Raw genomic sequence first — 19,579 nt, forward strand, 5'->3', positions numbered from 1 at the left:
GGCGGGGGTGCCGGCAAAAGACCCACTTTTCCGGCGAATTTTCTTTCGAATCAGGAGCAAGAAATGAAGGTGACCAAGTCTGCAATCGCAATCGCGGTGCTGATGCTCGCATCGGCTGCCGCACAGGCCGATTCATCGGGAAACACCGTGAACATCGGGCAATCCGGCAACTTCAACTCGGCGACCGTCGAACAGACGGCGACGACCGGTGATTCGGTGTCGATCAGCCAGTCGGCAGCCGGCAACGATCCCCGCTACGGGTTCGTCGCCAACGTGACGACCCAGGGCGGCAGCGGCGACACGACCGTGATCCAGCAGAACTCCTGGTGGGCGCAGCCGTATTCGAGCGTGAACGTGTCGCAAACGGGCACGTCGAACGAGAAGAACTACGTGACGCAGTCGGGCGGCGGCGATTTCTCGGCGAACATCACGCAGACGACGTCGGCCTACACAGGCGGCCCGCAATACGACACCAACACGATCAACCAGTACAGCTACATCGACAGCGCGTCGATCTCGCAACAGGGCGGCGGCTGGAACACCGTCACGATCAACCAGGGCACGCCGAGCCAGTCGGCGATCGGCAACAACGCGACCGTGACGCAGACGGACACCGCCTTCAACACCGTCGGCATCACGCAGACCGGCAACAACGGCACCGCGAACGTCCAGACGACCTGGGGTGCCGCGAACGTGACGTCGATCACGCAAACGGGCGGCACGACCAACGCCAACGTGACGCAGTTCGCCGAAGGGGGCGACCAGGTTACGACGACGCAGAGCGGCACCGAAACCGCCAACGTGAACTCGTCGTTCGGCGGCGGCAACGTGACGACGATTTCGCAATCGGGCGGCGTGAACGGCAACAACGCAACGGTGAACCAGCTCGCGGCGGCCGGCAACACGACGTCGATCACGCAGACCACGGACGGCAACAACGCAACGGTCAATCAGTGGTTCGAGTTCGGCGACAACGCGACGATCAACCAGTCGGCCCCGTCGAACAACGCGACGATCACGCAGCAGTATGGCTTCGGCAACGGCGCGTCCATCACGCAAACGGCCGCGTTCAACACGGCGTCGATCACGCAAAGCAGCTCGGCCGGTTCGACGGCATCGATCACGCAAGGTTCGGCGGACAACCAGGCGTATGTGACGCAATTGGCGGCATCGGGCTCGACGGCGACGGTGAACCAGTCGGGTGACATCGGCAACTACGCCAATGCGTCGCAGACGGGCGCGGATGACGTGCTGAGCCTCTCGCAGGTCGGCGGCTTCAACCTCATCAACGCATCGCAGGTGTCGGGCACGGGTAACCAGGGCTACGTGACGCAGATCGGCTACAACAACAACGCCACGCTGGTACAGCAAGGCAACGCGAACTACGCGAGCATCAGCCAGAACGGCTTCAACAACACCGCATCGATCAAGCAGCACTGAGCGCCGCCGGTGTAACGAAAAGGCCGGACGGTTGCCCGTTCGGCCTTTTTTTCATTCGACAGGGGACGATCATGGTTGGCATTCACGATCTCAACGCCTATTTTGACATCGCCGCCAGCGCCGGCGGCGTGAACATCGTGCCGCACGTGCGGGCGGCCGCACCGGTCGACGTGTCGTACAGCCTGCGCATCGTCAAGACCGGCGGAGCAGGATCGGCCACGCTGACGCGCTCCGGCGAGTCGCGGCTCGCCGGCGGCGAGGACCGGCCGCTCGCGACGCTGAGGCTGAGCGTCGGCTCGGACGACATCTGCAACGCGACGCTGGTGCTGCACGTCAATGGCGAGCACGCGGAGTATTCAGTGGACTGCAATCCGCATCGGGCATCGAATTGAACTCGTGCGGCGAGCGGCGCGGTGAGCGCAAGGCCGACCGCATACCGCACGAGGTTCGCGGTGACAGGATGCACGTCGGCGCCGAAGCGCGTTTCCCGAAGCGGGCCGCCGGAATCCTCGGCGTGCGACGATCATGCGCCGCGTCGGCCGATCACGCTTCGCGGGAACGTCGCGCCACCCTCAATCATCGGACGCCAGCACGCGCGGTATCTCGTCGACGAGCGCATCGATGACGACCCGCACCTTCGACGGCACCTGGCGCGAGGCCGACCGCACCGCGAACACTTCGGTGCCCGACACGCTGTTGCTGTCCATCACGAGCGCGAGGCGGCCGTCGCGCAGGTAAGGCGCCATCAGCCAGCACGGCAGCCACGCGAGCCCCGCGCCGGCGGCGGCCGCGTCCGCGATCGCCTGCAGGTCGTCGAGGCGCAGGCGCCCGGCCGGGCGATGGTCGTGCACCGCGCCGTCCGCACCGACGACCCGCCACGGCGTCGGTTGCCCGCCGCGCGAATACGCGATGCCGACGTGCGACGCGAGTTCGCCGGGCCCCGCCGGACGGCCATGACGTTCGAGATAGGCAGGCGACGCGCAGATGCCCATGCGCTGCACGCCGAGCTTCCGGCCGACGAGCGCGCTCGTATCGGCCAGTTCGCCGATACGCACCGCGATGTCGAAGCCGTCGTTGACCAGATCGGCCACGCGATCGCTGAACGACACGTCGATTTCGAGCCGTGGATGGCGCTCCACGAGGCGCCGCATGACGGGCGCAACGCATTGCCGCCCGAACAGCACGGGCACGCTGACGCGCAACCGCCCCGCCGGCTCGCGCTGCCCCGCGTCGAGCGCGGCCTCCGTCTCGCCGAGTTCGGCCAGCAGCCGCCGGCACTGCTCGTAATAGACGAGCCCTTCGTCCGTCAGGCCGAGCTGGCGTGTCGTGCGCTGCAGGAGCCGGGTGCCGAGACGGCGCTCGAGCCGCGCGACGACCTTCGCGACGGCCGAGCGCGTGACGCCGAGCCGCAGCGCAGCCGCCGCGAAGCTGCCCGACTCCACCACGTCGACAAATTCGGCCACGCCTCTCAGCCGCTCGTCCATGCCATTCCGCTCCGGTTGGGTCACGTGATTGTTTCCGCAGGGGCGACATGCATCGGCCGAATTCTCGCCAATGCGTCCCCATGCGCAACACTATGATAGTCCGCTCTATCTCGAAATATCGAAAAGGAGTCGACATGCACGCATGGCAAGTGAAACCGGGCGACGGCGTGGCCGGGCTTCGGCGCATCGACGCGACACGCCGCGCGGTCGGGCCGACCGACGTCGTCGTGAAGATCCACTCGGCCGGACTGAACTACCGCGACCTGATGTTCGCGCGCGGCGACTATCTCGGCATCGGCACGGACGCGCTGATTCCGGTTGCCGACGGCGCCGGCGAAGTCATCGAAACCGGCCGCGACGTCACGCGCTTCAAGCCGGGCGATCGCGTGATCAACACGTACTTCCCGCACTGGACCGACGGGCCGCCCACACCGCGGAAAGTCTCCGGGTCGCCCGGCGCGCAATTCGACGGCGTGCTGGCCGAACACTTCGTGTCCGACGAAGCCGCGCTGGTCGCGATTCCCGCCCACCTGAACTACGACGAGGCGGCGACGCTGTCATGCGCGGGCATCACGGCGTGGAACGCGCTGTTCGCCGACGGCGGCTTGAGGCCCGGCGCGACCGTCGTGCTGCTCGGCACGGGCGGTGTGTCGATCGTCGCGCTGCAGCTCGCGCATGCGGCGGGGCTGCGCACGATCGTCACGTCGTCGAGCGATGCGAAGCTCGAACGCGCGCGCGCACTCGGTGCCAACGCAACCATCAACTATCGTACGACGCCCGAATGGCAGGACGAAGTCCTGCGGCTCACCGGCGGCGCGGGCGCGGATCGGGTCGTCGAAGTCGGCGGCAAGGATACGCTGCCGCGCTCGGTCGCCGCGACGAAGATGGGCGGCATCGTGTCGGTGATCGGCGGCCTCAGCAGCTTCGCCGGCCCCGAACTCGGGCTGCTGTCGCTGATCGGCGGGATCCGGCAGCTGCACGGGATCATGGTCGGCAGCCGCGCGATGCTCGATGACGTCGTGCGGCTCGTCGACGCGAAGCAGATCAAGCCGGTGGTCGATCGCGTGTTCGGCTTCGACGAAGCGCCGCAGGCCTATGCGTACCTGCAGTCGGGGCAACACTTCGGCAAGGTCGTGATTCGCGTCGCGCAGTAAGCGCATCGAGGCGACGGGCCGTTCGGCCCGCCGCCTCTTCCGTCATCGCCCCGTCAGAACTTGTGACGGATCCCCGCGTGAACCATCAACTGCTTCGAGGTCGACAACAGCGCAGCCGCGCCGAAGCGAAGTTCGCATCGGCGCCGGCCAATCCCGAACCCGCAATCGCGCCGCCCGACGTCGCATCCGGGTTGTCCCCATTCGGAAAAGCCGCGCCGACGAGCAGCCCGCCCTGCTCGTACTGCACGCCGACACTCCACTGCCCGTTGTTCGCGAAGCCCGTGTCGTTGCTGACGCTGTACGTGCCGCCGAACGATTCGCCCGGTCTGCACGCCCGCCGCACGGCGGGCCGTGTCGCAACAGCGGGAGCGACGCGCTTTGCACGACGGCGCGAATGCATTTCCGAATCCGTTATTGGATCGCGGCGCCGCGCATTTTTATACTCGTCAGCACTCTCTGTTAAAGAGTGCCAGCCAATTTCGACAGATCAGCACAGGACGAAAAAATGAGCCTACGCCCCTTGCACGACCGCGTGATCGTGAAGCGACTCGACCAGGAAACCACCACCGCGTCGGGCATCGTGATCCCCGACAGCGCCGCGGAAAAGCCCGATCAGGGTGAAGTGATCGCCGTCGGCCCCGGCCGCAAGGATGCGGACGGCCAGCGCATCGTGCCCGACCTGCAGGTCGGCGAGCGCGTGCTGTTCGGCAAGTACGCGGGTCAGGCCGTCAAGCTGGACGGCACCGAGTTTCTCGTGCTGCGCGAGGAAGACATCGTCGCGGTCGTCAATCACTAACGGAGCGCAATCATGGCAGCGAAGGAAATCATTTTCAGCGACGTCGCACGGGCCAAGCTGACGGAAGGCGTGAACATTCTCGCCAACGCGGTGAAGGTCACGCTCGGGCCGAAGGGCCGCAACGTCGTGCTCGAACGCAGCTTCGGCGCACCCGTCGTCACGAAGGACGGCGTGTCGGTCGCGAAGGAAATCGAACTCGCGGACAAGCTGCAGAACATCGGCGCCCAGCTCGTGAAGGAAGTCGCCTCGCGCACCAGCGACGCAGCCGGCGACGGCACCACGACGGCCACCGTGCTCGCCCAGGCGATCGTCCGCGAAGGCCAGAAATACGTCGCGGCCGGGCTCAATCCGCTCGACCTGAAGCGCGGCATCGACAAGGCCGTCGCGGCGGCCGTCGACGAGCTGAAGAAGATCAGCCGGCCGACCACCACGAGCAAGGAAATCGCGCAGGTCGCGACGATCTCCGCGAACGGCGAGGAATCGATCGGCCAGCGCATCGCGGAAGCGATCGACCGCGTCGGCAAGGAAGGCGTGATCACCGTCGAGGACGGCAAGTCGCTCGCGGATGAACTCGATGTGGTCGAGGGGCTGCAATTCGATCGCGGCTACCTGTCGCCGTACTTCATCAACAATCCCGACAAGCAGATCGCCGAGATCGAAAGCCCGTACATCCTGCTGCACGACAAGAAGATCGCGAACATCCGCGACCTGCTGCCGGTGCTCGAACAGGTCGCGAAGTCGGGCCGTCCGCTGCTGATCATCGCGGAGGATGTCGAAGGCGAAGCGCTCGCGACGCTGGTCGTGAACAACATCCGCGGGATCCTGAAGACGGTGGCCGTGAAGGCGCCGGGCTTCGGCGATCGCCGCAAGGCGCTGCTCGAGGACATCGCGATCCTCACGGGCGGGCAGGTCATCGCCGAGGAAACGGGCCTCACGCTCGAGAAAGCGACGCTGGCCGAACTCGGCCAGGCGAAGCGCATCGAGGTCGGCAAGGAAAACACGACCGTGATCGACGGCGCGGGCGATGCGAAGAACATCGAAGCGCGCGTGAAGCAGATCCGTGTGCAGATCGACGAAGCCACGTCGGACTACGACCGTGAAAAGCTGCAGGAACGCGTCGCAAAGCTCGCGGGCGGCGTGGCCGTGATCAAGGTCGGGGGCGCCACCGAGATCGAGGTGAAGGAAAAGAAGGACCGCGTCGACGACGCGCTGCACGCGACGCGCGCGGCGGTCGAGGAAGGGATCGTGCCGGGCGGCGGCGTCGCGCTGATCCGCGTGCGGCAGGCGATTCGCGAGTTGCAGGGCGTGAACGCCGACCAGAACGCGGGCATCAAGATCGTGCTGCGCGCGCTCGAGGAGCCGCTGCGCCAGATCGTCACGAACGCGGGCGAGGAAGCAAGCGTCGTCGTCGCGAAGGTCGCCGAAGGCTCGGGCAACTTCGGGTACAACGCGCAGACGGGCGAATACGGCGACCTCGTCGAATCGGGCGTGCTCGATCCGACCAAGGTCACGCGTACGGCGCTGCAGAACGCGGCGTCGGTCGCGGGGCTGTTGCTGACGACCGATGCGACCGTGTTCGAAGCGCCGAAGGACGCGGCGCCGGCGGCGGCTCCAGGTGGCCCGGGTGCGGGCGGGCCGGGGTTCGATTTCTGACGGTGCGGCGCGTGTGCCGGTTCGCCGGCATGCGCGCGCGCTCATGGACTCCCGCGGCGCGTGGCGATGAAAGTCGTCACGCGTTTTTTTTAAACCCGGTCTGCCGTTACGTCCATCCCGCGTCGACCACCCTCACCACCTTGCTTCCACTCGCCGGCGTCCTCCTGATGGGCGTCGCCCGCCCGGGCCAGCGCATCGTCAACCTCTGGCAACGCACGTCGCACACGACGCGATCCCGCATGGCCCCCGAAACCTTTACGACCTTTTTACTTGCGCCCGCGCATGCGTTCACTAGAATGTGTTCGCAGCCCATCCCTCACCGAGCACGCACATGCGCATCCGAAGTCCTCGCCCTCCGAGTTGCTTTTCTGCCTGACAGGCAGGACGCCTGCGTCTCTCTTTTCCCGAGCCACCGTCCTGCCAGCAGGCGGACGGTGCGCGCCGTAGTCATTCCCGTGCACGCTTGAACACGACGTCGATGCGTTAGCCGCGCCTCGCGCGACGCAAGCGTGTTCGCGCGGACATTCCCGTCACGACGCGCCATCGATCCGCCGCCGCGGCAACGATCGATCGGCATGCCCGCATCCTGCCTGTCGATCCAGCCTCATTGATTCGCATACCTGATTTAATCAACGGAACTTTCCGATACCGGAGCCCGATCATGTTCGAGATCGACAAGCAGTACACCCGCGAATTCATCCACACCGCCTGCGGCGGCAGCAAGCAGGCGTTCCTGCCGACGAAGAACGGCAAGGTCGTGGCCGCCTGCCTGCGCACGGACCTCAACCCGCACGCGCCCGACGTGATCCTCTGCGACGGCAGCGCGTCCGCGCGAGCGGCCGGCAGGACGCTCGCCGCGCAACGCGATGCGATTCCGGTGTTCATCCGCATGGCGACGGACGCGTACCGCTTCGTCGGCCAGTACGTCGTCAGCGAATCGCTCACCGCACCGCTCGACTGCGCGCCTTACGTGCGCAACAGCAGCTTCACGCCCGGGCAGATCTCGCGCGTGCTCAAGCTCAAGCGCTGCTGATACGCATGCGGGGCGCATCGCGCGCCCCGTTCCGGCCATCTTTCATACAGGAGCAATCATGCTTGGCCTGACGTTCTGGAAACACGTGATCGGCGAGCGGACCGATGCAATCCGCGATGACAGGGCGGCTGCACACGACCGGCACCGGCGGGTGTCGAGAACGCTCGTGCTGACCAGCGCCGCGGTGGCGTTCGCGGCGATTGCGTTCGGCGCGCCGGTCGTCGGCATTTCGGTCTTCTTGCTGACGACGCTGCCGTTCGTGCTGTCGGGCACCTGAAGGCGTGCGTATCGAGCGCGTCGCGCGAGCCGCGACGCAATCGATACACCATTTTAATGCCGGCCCCCAACGTATCTGACACCGTCTTTACGCGGTTTTGTCTAGGATTTCCCTGTCATCCCGACACGGAGAGATCCGCATGCAAACGCAGCAGGCCGCCTCTGGCGGCCACCCCGACCTTCCCCGCCGACGCGGCGGCGCACCGGACACGACCCGGCTGGCCGCCGCCTGCCCGCCGGATAACATCCTGCTTGACGTGCCGGTCGAAAGCGCGATCCAGTTGTTCGACCTCGTCGCGCGATATATCGAGCGCAGCAGTGGCGTATCCGCCGAACGGATCAGGACCGAACTGATCAAGCGCGAACAGCTCGGCTCGACCGGCCTTGGCCAGGGCGTCGCGATTCCGCATGCGCGTGTCGACGGGCTTCGCTCGGCCGTCGCGCTATTCGTTCGCACGCGGTATCCGTTCACCTTCAACGCACCGGACCGCAAGCCGGTGCGCGAATTCATCGTGCTCGTCCTCCCGAAAGAAGACGACCGCGCGCATCTCGAACTGCTCGCCGACGCGGCGCGGTGTTTCAGCGAACGCCCGTTCCGGCAGGCATCGCGCGACGCGCAGACGCCGCACGAGATTCACCAGCTGATGCAACGCATGCATTGATGCCGCACCGTGCGGCGACAGGCATTCCCTTCATCCAATCGGACTCCCATGTTCCCAGACCCTGAAAGTCCCACCCCTACGTCGCGTCGCGTGGCCGGCCTGGCGCGCTCGCTGCCGTTCATGCAGGCCCTGCACGGGCAGACCGTCGTCATCGTCGAGGGCGGCGCCGCGAGCGATGCGCGTGCCCGCCAGGCGTTCGCGCAGGATGTCGCGCTGCTCGCGCTCACCGGCGTTCGACCGATCGTCGTCCAGAGCGTGCCGGCCGCGTCCGGTACGCAATCGATCCACGCCATGCACGCGGCGATGGCGGGCGTCAATCATGAGCTGGTGCGCCTGATCGGCAGTCACGGCGCCAAGGCAATCGGCATCGACGGTCACGATGGCGGCCTGCTGGTGGCGAGCGTCGATGCTGACCGCACCGGCACGAGCACGGTCGCACGTTTCGACGGCACCGCGCTGAACGCGTTTCTCGAGAACGGTCTGGTGCCCGTCGTGATGCCGGTCGCCCCGGACGACGCAGGCCACGATCACCTGCTGCGCCCCGAACGGCTCGGCAGCCTCTTCGCGCAGCGCACGGGCGCCGTCACGCTGGTGATGATGGTCGAAAGCACGCTGCTGCGCGAACTCGGCGAGCTCGCCGGGCTTTACGGCATCACGGAACTCGAGCACTGGCTTGCCGAGCACCCGGCCGCTACTGCCGCGTCCTGCGTGCGCGAAGCGCTCGATGCACTCGCACACGGCGTGCAGAACGTCCATCTCGCCGATATCGGGCAACCCGAATCGCTGATCGACGAACTGCTCACGGAGGAAGGATCGGGGGTCGTGTTCTGCCGCCGCGGCAACACCGACCTGCTGTCGGAAACCCGCCGCTACTTCGCGGATTCGGCGAGCGTGCTGCGCGACGGCTTCAGCGTCGAGCAGAAGCAGGTCGTGCGGTTCTGAAGCGTGTAGCGATCGAACGCTTGCGGCGGCCCGCGCGGGCCGCCGCAAGCGAATGGCGTCAGCGCCGCGTCGCGAGACGCCGCACGACGCTCACCAGCGCATCGACCTCGTCGCACGTGTTGTAGAACGCGAGCGACGGCCGCACGGTTGCCTCCAGGCCGAAACGCCGCAGGATCGGCTGGGCGCAGTGATGCCCCGAGCGCACCGCGATGCCCTCTTCGTTCAGCGCCTGCCCGACCTCCTCGGTCTCGTAACCCTTCAGCACGAACGACAGCACGCTCGCCTTGTCGCGCGCGGTGCCGACGAGCCGCACGCCCGGCACCGGCGCGAGCACGCTCGTTGCATACGCAAGCAGGTCGTGCTCGTAGCGCGCGATGTTCTCGATACCGACCCGGCTCACATAGTCGAGCGCGGCGCCCAACCCCACCGCATCCGCGATGTTGCCGGTACCGGCCTCGAACCGGTTCGGCGGCGGCTGGAACACCGTACGCTCGAACGTCACGTCCGCGATCATGTTGCCGCCACCCTGCCACGGCGGCATGTCGTCGAGGATCGCGCGCTTGCCGTACACGACGCCGATCCCGGTCGGCCCGTAGATCTTGTGCCCGGAGAACACGAAGAAATCCGCATCGAGCGCCTGCACGTCCACACGCATGTGCGAGATCGACTGCGCGCCGTCGACGAGCGCCTTCGCGCCGGCACGATGCGCAAGCTCGACGATTTCCTTCACCGGCACGACCGTGCCGAGCGCGTTCGACACCTGCGTGACGGACACGATCCTGGTGCGGTCGTTGAGCAGCTTCCGGTATTCGTCGAGCAGCACCTGCCCCGAATCGTCGACCGGGATCACGCGCAGCTTCGCCCCCTTCTGCGCAGCAAGCTGCTGCCACGGCACGATGTTCGCGTGATGTTCGAGATGCGACACGATGATCTCGTCGCCTTCGCCGACATGCTGCACGCCCCACGTCTTCGCGATCAGGTTGATCGCCTCGGTCGTGCCGCGCACGAACACGATCTCATCCGGCGACGCCGCGCCGATGAAGCGCCGCACGGTGTCCCGCGCATGCTCGTAGGCATCCGTCGCGCGACCGGCCAGCGCATGCGCGGCGCGGTGGATGTTCGAGTTCTCGTGCGCATAGAAATACGCGAGCCGGTCGATCACGGCCTGCGGCTTGTGCGTCGTCGCCGCATTGTCGAACCACACGAGCTGCTTGCCGTTGACGCGCTCCTGCAGGATCGGGAAATCGCGGCGGATCGCGTTCACGTCGAACGGCGGGTGCGCACCCTGATGCCACTGACCCTGCGGCTCGGGTGCGTGCGCATCGTCGATGAAGTAGCGCGGCACGTCGGCGCCCGACGCACGCGACACCGGCACGTCGCGATGCACGGCGAGCAGCTCGCGCAGCACGTCGTCGCCCGGCAACCCGAACGCTTCCGGCGATGCGAGGCCGTTCGACGGCACGACGATGTCCTGCGGCGTCGCCTGCCAGCCCTGCAGCGAACCATCGGTGAAGTAGTACGGCGATGCTTTCGCCGCGCCTTCTTGCACCGGCGCATTCGCTTGCGGCACGCCGAGCGCCGCGCCGCCGACGCGCGGCTCGAGCGCCGGCGCGATCGACACGACGGTGTCCGGCAACCCGTTCTGCGCGGCGGCATGCGGCGCGAGCGCGGGTGCGCGGTTGCCGAGCGACAGCACGTGCGTCGGTGCGGACGGCGCGAGGTTCGCGCCGGGCACTTTCCCTTGCGGGAGCGCGAGACCGGGCACGCCGGTGCCCGCGCCGCCCGGCCCTGCGAGCGGCGAGCCGCCCGGTACCGGGTTGCTCACCGACGCGAGGATCGGTGCAGCGGCCGGCAACGCCGACGGCACGCCGCCAACCGCACCGCTGCCGGCCGACAGCCCGGGCGCGGTGGCCTGCCCGGGCGGTGTCGCGAAGAACTCGGACGCGAGCCGCGCAAGCGTCGCCGGGTCAGGCAAGCCGGCCGGCAGCGGCGCGTGCGGCAGCGCGTGCGCGTCGCCGCCGGCCAGGCCGGAATTAACGGTAGGTGTCGGGATAGTCATGGAACTTGGCGATTTCGACGTCATCGAGGACAGCCAGCGCATCCGGCGAATGGACCGCGAGCGAGCAATACAGCGAGATCAGGTATGACGCGATCGCCTGGTTGTTGATCCCCATGAAGCGCACCGACAGGCCCGGGCCCTGCTCGCCCGCGACGCCCGGCTGATACAGGCCGACGACGCCCTGCCGCTTGTCGCCGACGCGCAGCAGCAGGATCTTGGTCTTGCCGTCCGCGACCGGCACCTTGTCCGACGGGATCAGCGGAATGCCGCGCCACGTGAGGAACTGCGAGCCGAACAGGCTGACCGTCGGCGGCGGCACGCCGCGCCGCGTGCATTCGCGGCCGAACGCGGCGATCGCGAGCGGGTGCGTGAGGAAGAACGCAGGTTCCTTCCACACCTTGGTCAGCAGCTCGTCGAGATCGTCGGGCGTCGGCGCGCCCGTCAGCGGGAAGATCCGCTGGTCGTCGGTCACGTTTGCCAGCAGCCCGTAGTCGGGGTTGTTGATCAACTGGCTTTCCTGGAGCTCCTTGATCGTCTCGATCGTCAGGCGCAGCTGTTCCTTGATCTGGTCGTGCGGACTGCTGTAAAGATCGGAGATCCGCGTATGCACGTCGAGCACCGTGCTCACCGCGTTCAGGAAATACTCGCGCGGCTGTTCCTCGTACGGCACGAAAGTCTGCGGCAGCACGCTTTCGTCCTCGAGCTGCGTGCACGCGGCGCGCACGGCTTCCGGGTTCTTCACCTGGTTCAGGCGATAGATGCCGGCCTCGACCGGCACCCATTGCAGAAGATGGGTCAGCCAGCGCGGCGTGATCGTGGAAAGCTGGGGGACGGTCTTGGTAGCGTTCGCTAGTTGGCGGGCGGCGTGATCGCTCAGCGCGGCCGTGCCGCTTGCAACGGTCGACATGTGGGGCTCCGGGTTCTTTAGATGAAAAACGGGATTGCTTACGACGCTCGACGATTATCGGAAGCACGCACCTGCCGGCTCAACATGCTATAGCCGTCATGTCGCGTGCAACCGAAAGGGAAACGAAACGGGGGCCTCAGGCGACGTACACGCCCGGCAGCAGCGTGGAAATCGACACGTCGAACGCACGCGCGATCTTGTCGGCGGTGACGATCGACGCGATCGCCTCGCCGCGCTCGATCTCGCCGACATACGAGCGGTTCAGCCCCGCATGCTCGGCAAGCTGCTCCTGCGACCACGTGCGCGCTTCGCGCAGCTTGCGCACGTTGGCGCCGAAGTGATGGATGAGGTCGCTCATCGGGCCTCCTATGCGACCCGCGCCGCCGCGCGCGGCGCGGCGTTCGCTTCGCTGCGCAGCACGGCCTGCGTGATGTTCGCGCCGGCCGGCACGTCCTGTGTGAGCCACACGTTGCCGCCGATCACCGCGCCGCGCCCGATCGTCACGCGGCCGAGGATCGTTGCGCCCGCATAGATCACCACGTCGTCCTCGACGATCGGATGGCGCGCCAGCCCCTTCTCCAGGTGGCCGGCCGCGTCGCGCGGAAAGCGCTTCGCGCCGAGCGTGACGGCCTGGTACACGCGCACGCGCTCGCCGATGATCGCCGTCTCGCCGATCACGACACCCGTGCCGTGGTCGATGAAGAAGCCCGCGCCGATGCGCGCGCCCGGATGAATGTCGATGCCCGTCTCCGCATGCGCCTGCTCGGCGATGATCCGCGCGAGCAGCGGCAGGCCGAGCCCGTACAGCTCGTGTGCGAGCCGGTGGTGGATCATCGCGAGGATGCCCGGGTAGCACAGCAGCACTTCGTCGACGCTGCCGGCCGCCGGATCGCCGTGGAATGCGGCCAGCACGTCGCTGTCGAGCAGCCGGCGAATCTCGGGCAGGCGCGCGGCAAATGCCTGCACGGCTGTCGACGCGACGTCATCGACGTTATCGACCAGCACGTCGGCATTGCGCTGGCGCGCCGCGTAGCGCAATTCCAGCTTCACCTGTGCGAGCAGCGCATTCAACGCCGCATCGAGCGCATGGGCCACGTGAAAATTCTCGCTCTCCTGGCGCAGGTCGGGCGGCCCGAGCCGCATCGGGAACAGCACGCCCTTCAGCCCGCCGATGATCTGCGCGAGTGCCTCGCGCGCCGGCAGGTCGCGCCCGCCCGGTTCGAGCGAGCGGCGCTGCTTCTCGCGCCACGCGCGGCGCACGGTCTGCAGCGATTGAACGATGTCGTCGATGTCGAATGCGGCCATGCTGCTTTCTCCCTGTAACGGCCGTGAATCAGTCCTGCGCCCACGGCAGGCCGCGAAAACGCCAGCCATTGCTGCCGCCGCGATGCTGCCGTTCGTCGAGGTCGCCCTCGAACCCTTCGAGCACGTTGAACACCTGCGTAAAGCCCCCCTTCGTCGCGGCCTCGGCCGCCTGCGCCGAGCGATTGCCGCTGCGGCATAGCAGCAACACGACGGCCGCCTTGCCGGTCTTCGCCTCCAGTTCGCGCACGAAGCGCGGGTTGCGCGTCAGGCTCGTGCCCGTTGCCCACGGCACATGCAGCGACTCCGGCACATGGCCGACGAATTTCCGTTCCTCGGCGGTGCGCACGTCCACCAGCACTGCGTCGCCCGCGGAGAACAGCGCCCATGCGGCTTCCGGTGCGACGCCGCCCGCATAGGGCGTGCCGGCCGCTGCTGCCGCCGCACGCGCGTCTTCGAGCGCCTGCTGCGCGGCGGTTCGTTGTTCCAATGCAACCGTCATGACACTTCCTTGTTTTCGTTGATTCGTATGATCAAAAAACACCGGGAATGCGGCCGTTGCAGCTTGCGTGCTGTCTATAGCCGTCAGCGCCACTATGCGAGTGCGGCCGGGCAAGCAGAACCAATAAAAATTCATTTCCTAATCAGCGGCGCGAGGAATGCAATAGCCGGGGAACGTGAACGGGCGGATCCAGGTGGGGCGCTTTGCGACGACCGGAGGCCATCGCATGGTGCGAGAGATAGTGGGTGGGGAATCAGAGCGATCGCGACATGGCGCCGGGGTGCGAGAAGCACGCCATCGGCCTGGTTGTCGTCTTGTCTTTGAAAACGAGCCTCTGCGCGGCGCAGGCGCATGAACCCGGTATTTGCGTGTCGGTGATCTGCTGCGGATTCAACCCGTCGATGCAACACACTTGAGGCTGCATGGCAGCGACGCGTGTTGCAATGAAACAGCGGTGGCGGATCGACGATACAGACGGTCAGAAGGCGTTAATGTGGGAGCGCTGGCGACCGGCTCTCATCGCGCGGACTCTCGCGCGCGATCCAAGCGGCCATTGACGGCCCTGTTCGAGGCAGCATGACACTGGCTCGGCCGCGCGTCATCACGCAATTTCATCTTCGACACACTCTCCGCCAACTTTGGCCAACGCATTCAGCAACCCTGTTCGCAGCGTGACCAACGCAAGACTCTTTGCGTCGAGTTCCGCGAGCTTTGCTTGCAGGCACATGACCTTTTGCTCAACGCCGAACGTCGGACTTTCCCAGACATGGACAACGTCGCCAATTTCCGCCAGCGTGAAGCCCAACGCCTTCGCGTGGACGATCAGCCGTATCCGCTGTAACGAAAGTTCCGAATAGTGCTTGTAAGTGTTCGTCGCGTTAGGTTGTGGTGTTTTGTCCAGCAGGCCCATACGCTCGTAATAACGGACGGTGTCGCGCGATACACCCGCCCGCTTGCATAGCTCGCCGATGCGCATGCTGCCTCCAATCAATGTCGTGGAGCGTCATTTACGCTTGACCGTTGCCTATAGTCAACGGTTTAGAGTGCAACTCCCGTTCCACTCCATCAGCAGGCCATGAGCAAATCTTTCGATTTTCGCGGTAAAACAGCACTCGTCACGGGTGCATCGTCGGGTATCGGGCGCGCGTTTGCCTATGCGTTGGCCGAACGCGGGGCGAGACTCCTGCTGGTCGCACGCTCTCACGACACGCTGCGCGATCTGGCCGCGGAACTGCGACGCGACCATGCGTGCGACGCCAATTTTCTGACGGTCGACCTGAGCGCGGCCGACGCCGTCAACACGATCGATCGTCATCTGAAGGCGACAGGCATGTTCGTCGATGTGCTGATCAACAATGCGGGCTTCGCAGCTTACGGGCGCTTTGAAACGATTCCGCTGACGCGCCAGCGCGATGAAGTTCTGGTGAACTGCATCGCCGCGGTCGAGCTGACCCATCTTCTGCTGCCGGGGATGCAAGCGCGATCCGATGGCGCAGTCATCAACGTCGCGTCAACCGCGGCATTCCAGCCCGATCCGTATATGGCGGTCTACGGCGCGACGAAAGCTTTTCTCCTGTCATTTTCGGAAGCCGTCTGGGCTGAGAACCGGCATCGGGGCATCCGGGTCGTCGCGCTATGTCCTGGCGCGACGCAAACGGCCTTTTTCGACGTTGTTGGCGCAAAGGAGGCTGCAGTCGGCGTGCCGATGCCGGTCGCGAACGTGGTGCGGGATGCGTTGCGGGCGCTCGATCGCAATCTGAGCTATCGGGTTGTGGGAGCGCGAAATCGACTGCTTGCGAACTTGCAGAGACTATTGACCCGCCAGATGTCGGCTCGCCTCGTTGAAAAAATCCTTCGCCCGAGAGAAGTTCAGGGGCTCGCGGCAACGGATATCGAGGCGTAGGGCTGTGCCGTTTACACACGGCAGTCTCTCGACGTTGCGATCCGCAGATCGCCTTCGGCGGATACCCGACTTACCTCGTTGCCCAGTTCGCTGAGCAAACGCTCATGGAGCGTCCGCAGGCAGTTCCAACGCAGCAGGTACCCTCTTCACGTGCGGCGAGTTCAGGAATGCCCGCAAATGCTGGAGGCAATTGTTCCTCATTGCTCGATGGCTCGGGCGCCGCGTTCACGCAGATAGCCGCATACCAGGCCGTTGAGTTCCCGCCGCACCTCGGGTACCGCGAGCGTGCCGCGCGACGCGGCGGCGTGGACCGTGCCTTCTACGGCCGCAGCGAGCACCTGGGCGGCAATCGTATCCCGCGGGTCGGCGGCGTGCGGCGCGCCTGGCCGGATCAACGCCTGGTAACGGCGCAGGTATTCCACCTCGAATGCGTCATTGCTTGAGCGCGCCGCGAGTGGGACTTCTTCGAGCAGCACCCGATGCACCCTCTGATCCGCCGAATGGATCGCGATGATGCCGTCGATCAATCGAGCGGCCCGCGTCACAGGCGGAATGGCGTCGTCGCACGCGCCGGGATCCGGCAACGCGGCGAGTACTGCACCGAGGTGACGCGCACGGATCGCCTCGGCCAGCGCCAGCTTGTCGGGAAAGTACTGATACAACGATCCAATGCTTGCGCCGGCGACGCGGGCCACTTCGTTGGTCGTGAACTTCGCCCAGCCGCGAGCGGCGAGAACGTGAGCAGCAGCCTCGACGAGTGCATCGACCGTGGCGCGCGAACGCTGCTGCCTGGGGACTCGGCGGCCCGACGGAGGGGGAGCGGAAAAGCGAGTAGCCATGGCTGTGGATTCACGCAAAAATTTCACTATACCTTCGCAGGCAAAACGTGTCGCTCGGCGATGCCGCCTGCGCCAGATCGAAGGAGCCCCCCATGGATTTGCATCCCCGCGTTTCACGTCAGGTTCAACTCGCCACCCACCCGGAGGGCACGCTCCAGTCGGCCCATTTCTCGATTGTCGAGACTTCGTTGCCGCGTTTGGCGCCCCATCAGGTGCTGCTACGCAACCGTTGGTTCCGCGTCTCGGTGTCGACGCGCCTGATGGCCAGCCGCGACGCGAAAGAAATCAAGGGCATTCCGTTTCCGCCCCTCAAGCCCGGCGACGCCCTGGCGGACGCCGCGATTGGCGAAGTGATTGCCGCAGGGCCGGAATCCGGACTGCAGGCAGGCGAGATTGTCCTGCATCCGCTGGGATGGCGCGACTATGCGGTCGTCGACGCGCGTCGCTGCGAGGCGTTGCCCGGCGAAGGCCTCGATGCCGCGGCTTACCTCGGTCATGGCTCGACCGCCTATGCCGCGCTGACGCGTGGAATACAGATCAAGCGAGGCGACACGGTGCTCGTATCGAGCGGAGCAGGCGCCATCGGATCGATGGCCGGACAGATCGCGCGCAGGCTCGGTGCCGGGCGAGTCATCGGCAGCACGCGCAGCCCGGACAAGGCGGCGTGGATGAGGCGGGAGCTCGGCTATGACGCAGTGATCGTGCGCGACGGTAGTCCATTCGTCGCGCAACTGGCCGACGCTGCGCCTGATGGCATCGATGTTTTCGTCGATATGGTTGGCGGCGAACAATTGAGCGCCGCCGTGGCGCTGGCGCGAGAAGGTGCGCGTTTCGTCATCCTGGGCGCCCTTGTCGCGGAACTGAGTGCCGAGCACGCCAGCTCCATCGCGCCGGCCGAAATCGATACGTTTCGGCTTCCGATCAAGGGCATCACGCTGCGCGGCTATAGCGCATGCGAAGACGATCCCGGTGTGATTGACGAATGGATGGACCGCCTGGACGAATGGCGGCACGCAGATGCGATTTGTCTGCCGTGCACGACCTTCCGTGGCCTCGACAATGCCCCGGCGGCATTGCAGGAGGCTTGTGCGGGCAGGCTCAAAGGCGTGGTGCTGGTCGAACTGTAGCGCTGCGGCTGGCCAGATGAAGCGGGATAGGGATGTCGATCTTCCGGGAGAAGTCAGTGACGAATGCAAGCGTAGCGATTGTCTTTCATAGCCGTTATGGCCATACCGCACGGCAGGCGATGGCCGTAAAAGAAGGGGTCGGCCGTGCTGCCGGCGCAACGGGATTTCTTGTCGCTTGCGAGGACGCGCCGGCGCGCTGGGACGAACTCGCACTTGCCGACGCAATCATTTTCGGCGCGCCGACTTATATGGCGGGCGTGTCGGCGGAATTCAAAGCCTTTCAGGAGGCGACCTCCAGTGCGGTGATGTTCAGGGGCTTCCTGTGGAAGGACAAGATTGCGGCCGGATTCACGAATTCCGGCGCGCACGCCGGAGACAAACTGTCCACGCTTGTGCAGCTTGCCTTGTTCGCCGCCCAGCACGGCATGCACTGGGTCAATCTTGGCCTGCCTCCTGCCAATAACTCGACCACGGGCTCGGCGGAGGATCTCAATCGACTGGGTTTCTGGTTGGGTGCGGGTGCGCAATCGAATACGGATCAAGGGCCCGAGGCCGCGCCTCCCGAAGCGGATCTGGCCACCGCGCGCCACCTCGGCTGGCGCGTCGCCGATGCGGCGCTTCAGTTCGCGCGGGGCCGCACCGCGTCGTCTGGTCGAGATCGCCAGGATCGTCAGGATGACAAAGTCAATCTGTGACTATATGGGCGCCCGCCCCGCGAGCCAGGCGACTCGCCACTATGATGATCTCCTGGCCGCCCACTATTCGTGGATGAGTGGCGCGACGATCAGCGATAAGGCCGCCGAGCAGAAAGCACTTCTTGCCGAGCTGGGCTTGAACTTCGGACCGAAGGCCGTCGCCGTCGATCTTGGGTGTGGACCGGGATATCAGTCCATGGCGCTCGTCAATCTCGGTTACGGCGCTGTCATTGCGATCGACAGCAGCCGGGATCTTCTCGCGGAATTGGAAAAGGCGCTGGACGACGATCGGGTCACGCCCGTGTTTGCCGATCTGCGCGCCTTTCCAGCCATGGTCGAATGCGGCTCGGTCAGTGTCATCGTTTGCATGGGAGACACGCTGACACATCTGGAACGGCAGGACGATGTATCGAGACTCTATCGGGACGCCTACGATGCCCTGGAGCCGGACGGGCGCCTGGTGCTGACTTTCCGTGATCTTTCCCGGGAACGGGTGGGACTGGAGCGTTTCATCCCGGTTCGCGCCGACGACAAGCGCCTCATGACTTGCGTGCTTGAATACGAACCTGAAAACGTCGTGGTCACCGATCTGATCCATGTGCGTGAGGGTGAGGCATGGAGGCTCTACAAGAGCAGCTACAAAAAGCTGCGCCTGTCACCCGCAAGCCAGGTCGCAGCGTTGCAACGGGTCGGATTCACTGTGGATCACGACAGGTCAGTCGGTCAAATGCACGCAATCTCGGCGAGAAAGTAGTTGATTGCCGAAGCCGTTTGCGGAAGTCCGCATCTCATGGCAAAGACTGCG

At 65.8% G+C, this 19,579-nt stretch carries 22 protein-coding genes and 1 pseudogene; 13 read left to right on the plus strand and 10 right to left on the minus strand.

What is annotated here, in order from left to right:
- The first annotated feature begins 63 nt into the window (after positions 1–63).
- Positions 64–1,440 (plus strand): beta strand repeat-containing protein, encoded by a 1,377-nt coding sequence (locus ACPTTC_RS30700; protein ID WP_423395193.1) that lies wholly within the window; start codon positions 64–66, stop codon positions 1,438–1,440.
- A gap of 71 nt (positions 1,441–1,511) precedes the next feature.
- Positions 1,512–1,832 (plus strand): curli-like amyloid fiber formation chaperone CsgH, encoded by a 321-nt coding sequence (gene csgH, locus ACPTTC_RS30705; protein ID WP_423395194.1) that lies wholly within the window; start codon positions 1,512–1,514, stop codon positions 1,830–1,832.
- Positions 1,833–1,840: 8 nt separating this feature from the next.
- Here csgH and ACPTTC_RS30710 read toward each other — a convergent pair.
- A pseudogene (locus ACPTTC_RS30710) lies at positions 1,841–1,945 on the minus strand (EamA family transporter); the annotation flags it as partial.
- 67 nt (positions 1,946–2,012) lie between these two features.
- A complete protein-coding gene (locus tag ACPTTC_RS30715) occupies positions 2,013–2,924 on the minus strand; it encodes a LysR family transcriptional regulator (protein ID WP_423395742.1) in 912 nt (303 codons plus the stop codon).
- 134 nt (positions 2,925–3,058) lie between these two features.
- On the opposite strand from ACPTTC_RS30715, the gene ACPTTC_RS30720 reads away from it, so the two are divergent.
- Complete coding sequence (locus ACPTTC_RS30720) at positions 3,059–4,078, plus strand: zinc-dependent alcohol dehydrogenase family protein (protein ID WP_423395195.1); 1,020 nt, start codon at positions 3,059–3,061, stop codon at positions 4,076–4,078.
- Between the two features lie 85 nt (positions 4,079–4,163).
- On the opposite strand, the gene ACPTTC_RS30725 is transcribed toward ACPTTC_RS30720, so the two are convergent.
- On the minus strand, positions 4,164–4,478 hold the full coding sequence (locus ACPTTC_RS30725) for a hypothetical protein (protein ID WP_423395196.1): 315 nt from the start codon (positions 4,476–4,478) through the stop codon (positions 4,164–4,166).
- A 105-nt stretch (positions 4,479–4,583) separates the two neighbouring features.
- On the opposite strand from ACPTTC_RS30725, the gene groES reads away from it, so the two are divergent.
- From groES to ACPTTC_RS30755, 6 genes are all read left to right on the plus strand, one after another.
- Positions 4,584–4,874: a co-chaperone GroES gene (groES, locus tag ACPTTC_RS30730; RefSeq protein ID WP_175954388.1), complete on the plus strand. Its 291-nt coding sequence runs from the start codon at positions 4,584–4,586 to the stop codon at positions 4,872–4,874.
- A gap of 12 nt (positions 4,875–4,886) precedes the next feature.
- Entirely contained in the window at positions 4,887–6,527 is a 1,641-nt protein-coding gene (groL, locus tag ACPTTC_RS30735) for a chaperonin GroEL (protein WP_423395197.1), read from the plus strand.
- A 661-nt stretch (positions 6,528–7,188) separates the two neighbouring features.
- Positions 7,189–7,560, plus strand: a complete 372-nt coding sequence (locus ACPTTC_RS30740; RefSeq protein ID WP_039354345.1) for a DUF6697 family protein — start codon at positions 7,189–7,191, stop codon at positions 7,558–7,560.
- A 58-nt stretch (positions 7,561–7,618) separates the two neighbouring features.
- The gene (locus ACPTTC_RS30745; protein WP_226201287.1) at positions 7,619–7,837 is read left to right on the plus strand and encodes a hypothetical protein; all 219 of its coding nucleotides are present in this window, start codon (positions 7,619–7,621) and stop codon (positions 7,835–7,837) included.
- A 139-nt stretch (positions 7,838–7,976) separates the two neighbouring features.
- On the plus strand, positions 7,977–8,498 hold the full coding sequence (locus tag ACPTTC_RS30750) for a PTS sugar transporter subunit IIA (RefSeq protein WP_226201288.1): 522 nt from the start codon (positions 7,977–7,979) through the stop codon (positions 8,496–8,498).
- 48 nt (positions 8,499–8,546) lie between these two features.
- Entirely contained in the window at positions 8,547–9,440 is an 894-nt protein-coding gene (locus ACPTTC_RS30755) for an acetylglutamate kinase (RefSeq protein WP_423395198.1), read from the plus strand.
- Between the two features lie 58 nt (positions 9,441–9,498).
- Here the strand turns inward: ACPTTC_RS30755 and ACPTTC_RS30760 are convergent, their stop codons facing one another.
- From ACPTTC_RS30760 to ACPTTC_RS30785, 6 genes are all read right to left on the minus strand, one after another.
- Positions 9,499–11,499, minus strand: coding sequence for a family 2A encapsulin nanocompartment cargo protein cysteine desulfurase (locus ACPTTC_RS30760; RefSeq protein WP_423395199.1), 2,001 nt, complete (start codon positions 11,497–11,499; stop codon positions 9,499–9,501).
- Positions 11,474–12,406 (minus strand): family 2A encapsulin nanocompartment shell protein, encoded by a 933-nt coding sequence (locus tag ACPTTC_RS30765; RefSeq protein ID WP_021156739.1) that lies wholly within the window; start codon positions 12,404–12,406, stop codon positions 11,474–11,476. Before ACPTTC_RS30765 ends, ACPTTC_RS30760 begins: the two co-directional genes overlap by 26 nt.
- A gap of 136 nt (positions 12,407–12,542) precedes the next feature.
- A complete protein-coding gene (locus ACPTTC_RS30770; protein ID WP_175965646.1) occupies positions 12,543–12,764 on the minus strand; it encodes a helix-turn-helix domain-containing protein in 222 nt (73 codons plus the stop codon).
- Positions 12,765–12,772: 8 nt separating this feature from the next.
- On the minus strand, positions 12,773–13,711 hold the full coding sequence (gene epsC / locus ACPTTC_RS30775; protein WP_423395200.1) for a serine O-acetyltransferase EpsC: 939 nt from the start codon (positions 13,709–13,711) through the stop codon (positions 12,773–12,775).
- Between the two features lie 28 nt (positions 13,712–13,739).
- Positions 13,740–14,210, minus strand: coding sequence for a rhodanese-like domain-containing protein (locus tag ACPTTC_RS30780; protein WP_175965644.1), 471 nt, complete (start codon positions 14,208–14,210; stop codon positions 13,740–13,742).
- 601 nt (positions 14,211–14,811) lie between these two features.
- Entirely contained in the window at positions 14,812–15,186 is a 375-nt protein-coding gene (locus tag ACPTTC_RS30785) for a MerR family transcriptional regulator (protein WP_423395201.1), read from the minus strand.
- 99 nt (positions 15,187–15,285) lie between these two features.
- Between ACPTTC_RS30785 and ACPTTC_RS30790 the strand changes: the two genes are divergently transcribed.
- Positions 15,286–16,113 (plus strand): SDR family NAD(P)-dependent oxidoreductase, encoded by an 828-nt coding sequence (locus ACPTTC_RS30790; RefSeq protein ID WP_423395202.1) that lies wholly within the window; start codon positions 15,286–15,288, stop codon positions 16,111–16,113.
- Positions 16,114–16,310: 197 nt separating this feature from the next.
- Here the strand turns inward: ACPTTC_RS30790 and ACPTTC_RS30795 are convergent, their stop codons facing one another.
- A complete protein-coding gene (locus tag ACPTTC_RS30795; protein ID WP_423395203.1) occupies positions 16,311–16,952 on the minus strand; it encodes a TetR/AcrR family transcriptional regulator in 642 nt (213 codons plus the stop codon).
- Between the two features lie 92 nt (positions 16,953–17,044).
- Here ACPTTC_RS30795 and ACPTTC_RS30800 point away from each other — a divergent pair, with 92 nt between their 5' ends.
- From ACPTTC_RS30800 to ACPTTC_RS30810, 3 genes are read left to right on the plus strand one after another with little or no spacing between them, the layout of a single operon-like run.
- Positions 17,045–18,079: an MDR family NADP-dependent oxidoreductase gene (locus tag ACPTTC_RS30800; RefSeq protein ID WP_423395204.1), complete on the plus strand. Its 1,035-nt coding sequence runs from the start codon at positions 17,045–17,047 to the stop codon at positions 18,077–18,079.
- 32 nt (positions 18,080–18,111) lie between these two features.
- The gene (locus tag ACPTTC_RS30805) at positions 18,112–18,774 is read left to right on the plus strand and encodes a flavodoxin family protein (protein ID WP_423395205.1); all 663 of its coding nucleotides are present in this window, start codon (positions 18,112–18,114) and stop codon (positions 18,772–18,774) included.
- Entirely contained in the window at positions 18,755–19,528 is a 774-nt protein-coding gene (locus tag ACPTTC_RS30810; protein ID WP_423395206.1) for a class I SAM-dependent methyltransferase, read from the plus strand. The genes ACPTTC_RS30805 and ACPTTC_RS30810 overlap by 20 nt, the downstream gene beginning before the upstream one ends.
- Positions 19,529–19,579: the final 51 nt, after the last annotated feature.

The sequence above is a fragment of the Burkholderia mycopellens genome (assembly GCF_964265025.1).
In the GTDB taxonomy this organism is placed as follows: Bacteria; Pseudomonadota; Gammaproteobacteria; order Burkholderiales; family Burkholderiaceae; genus Burkholderia.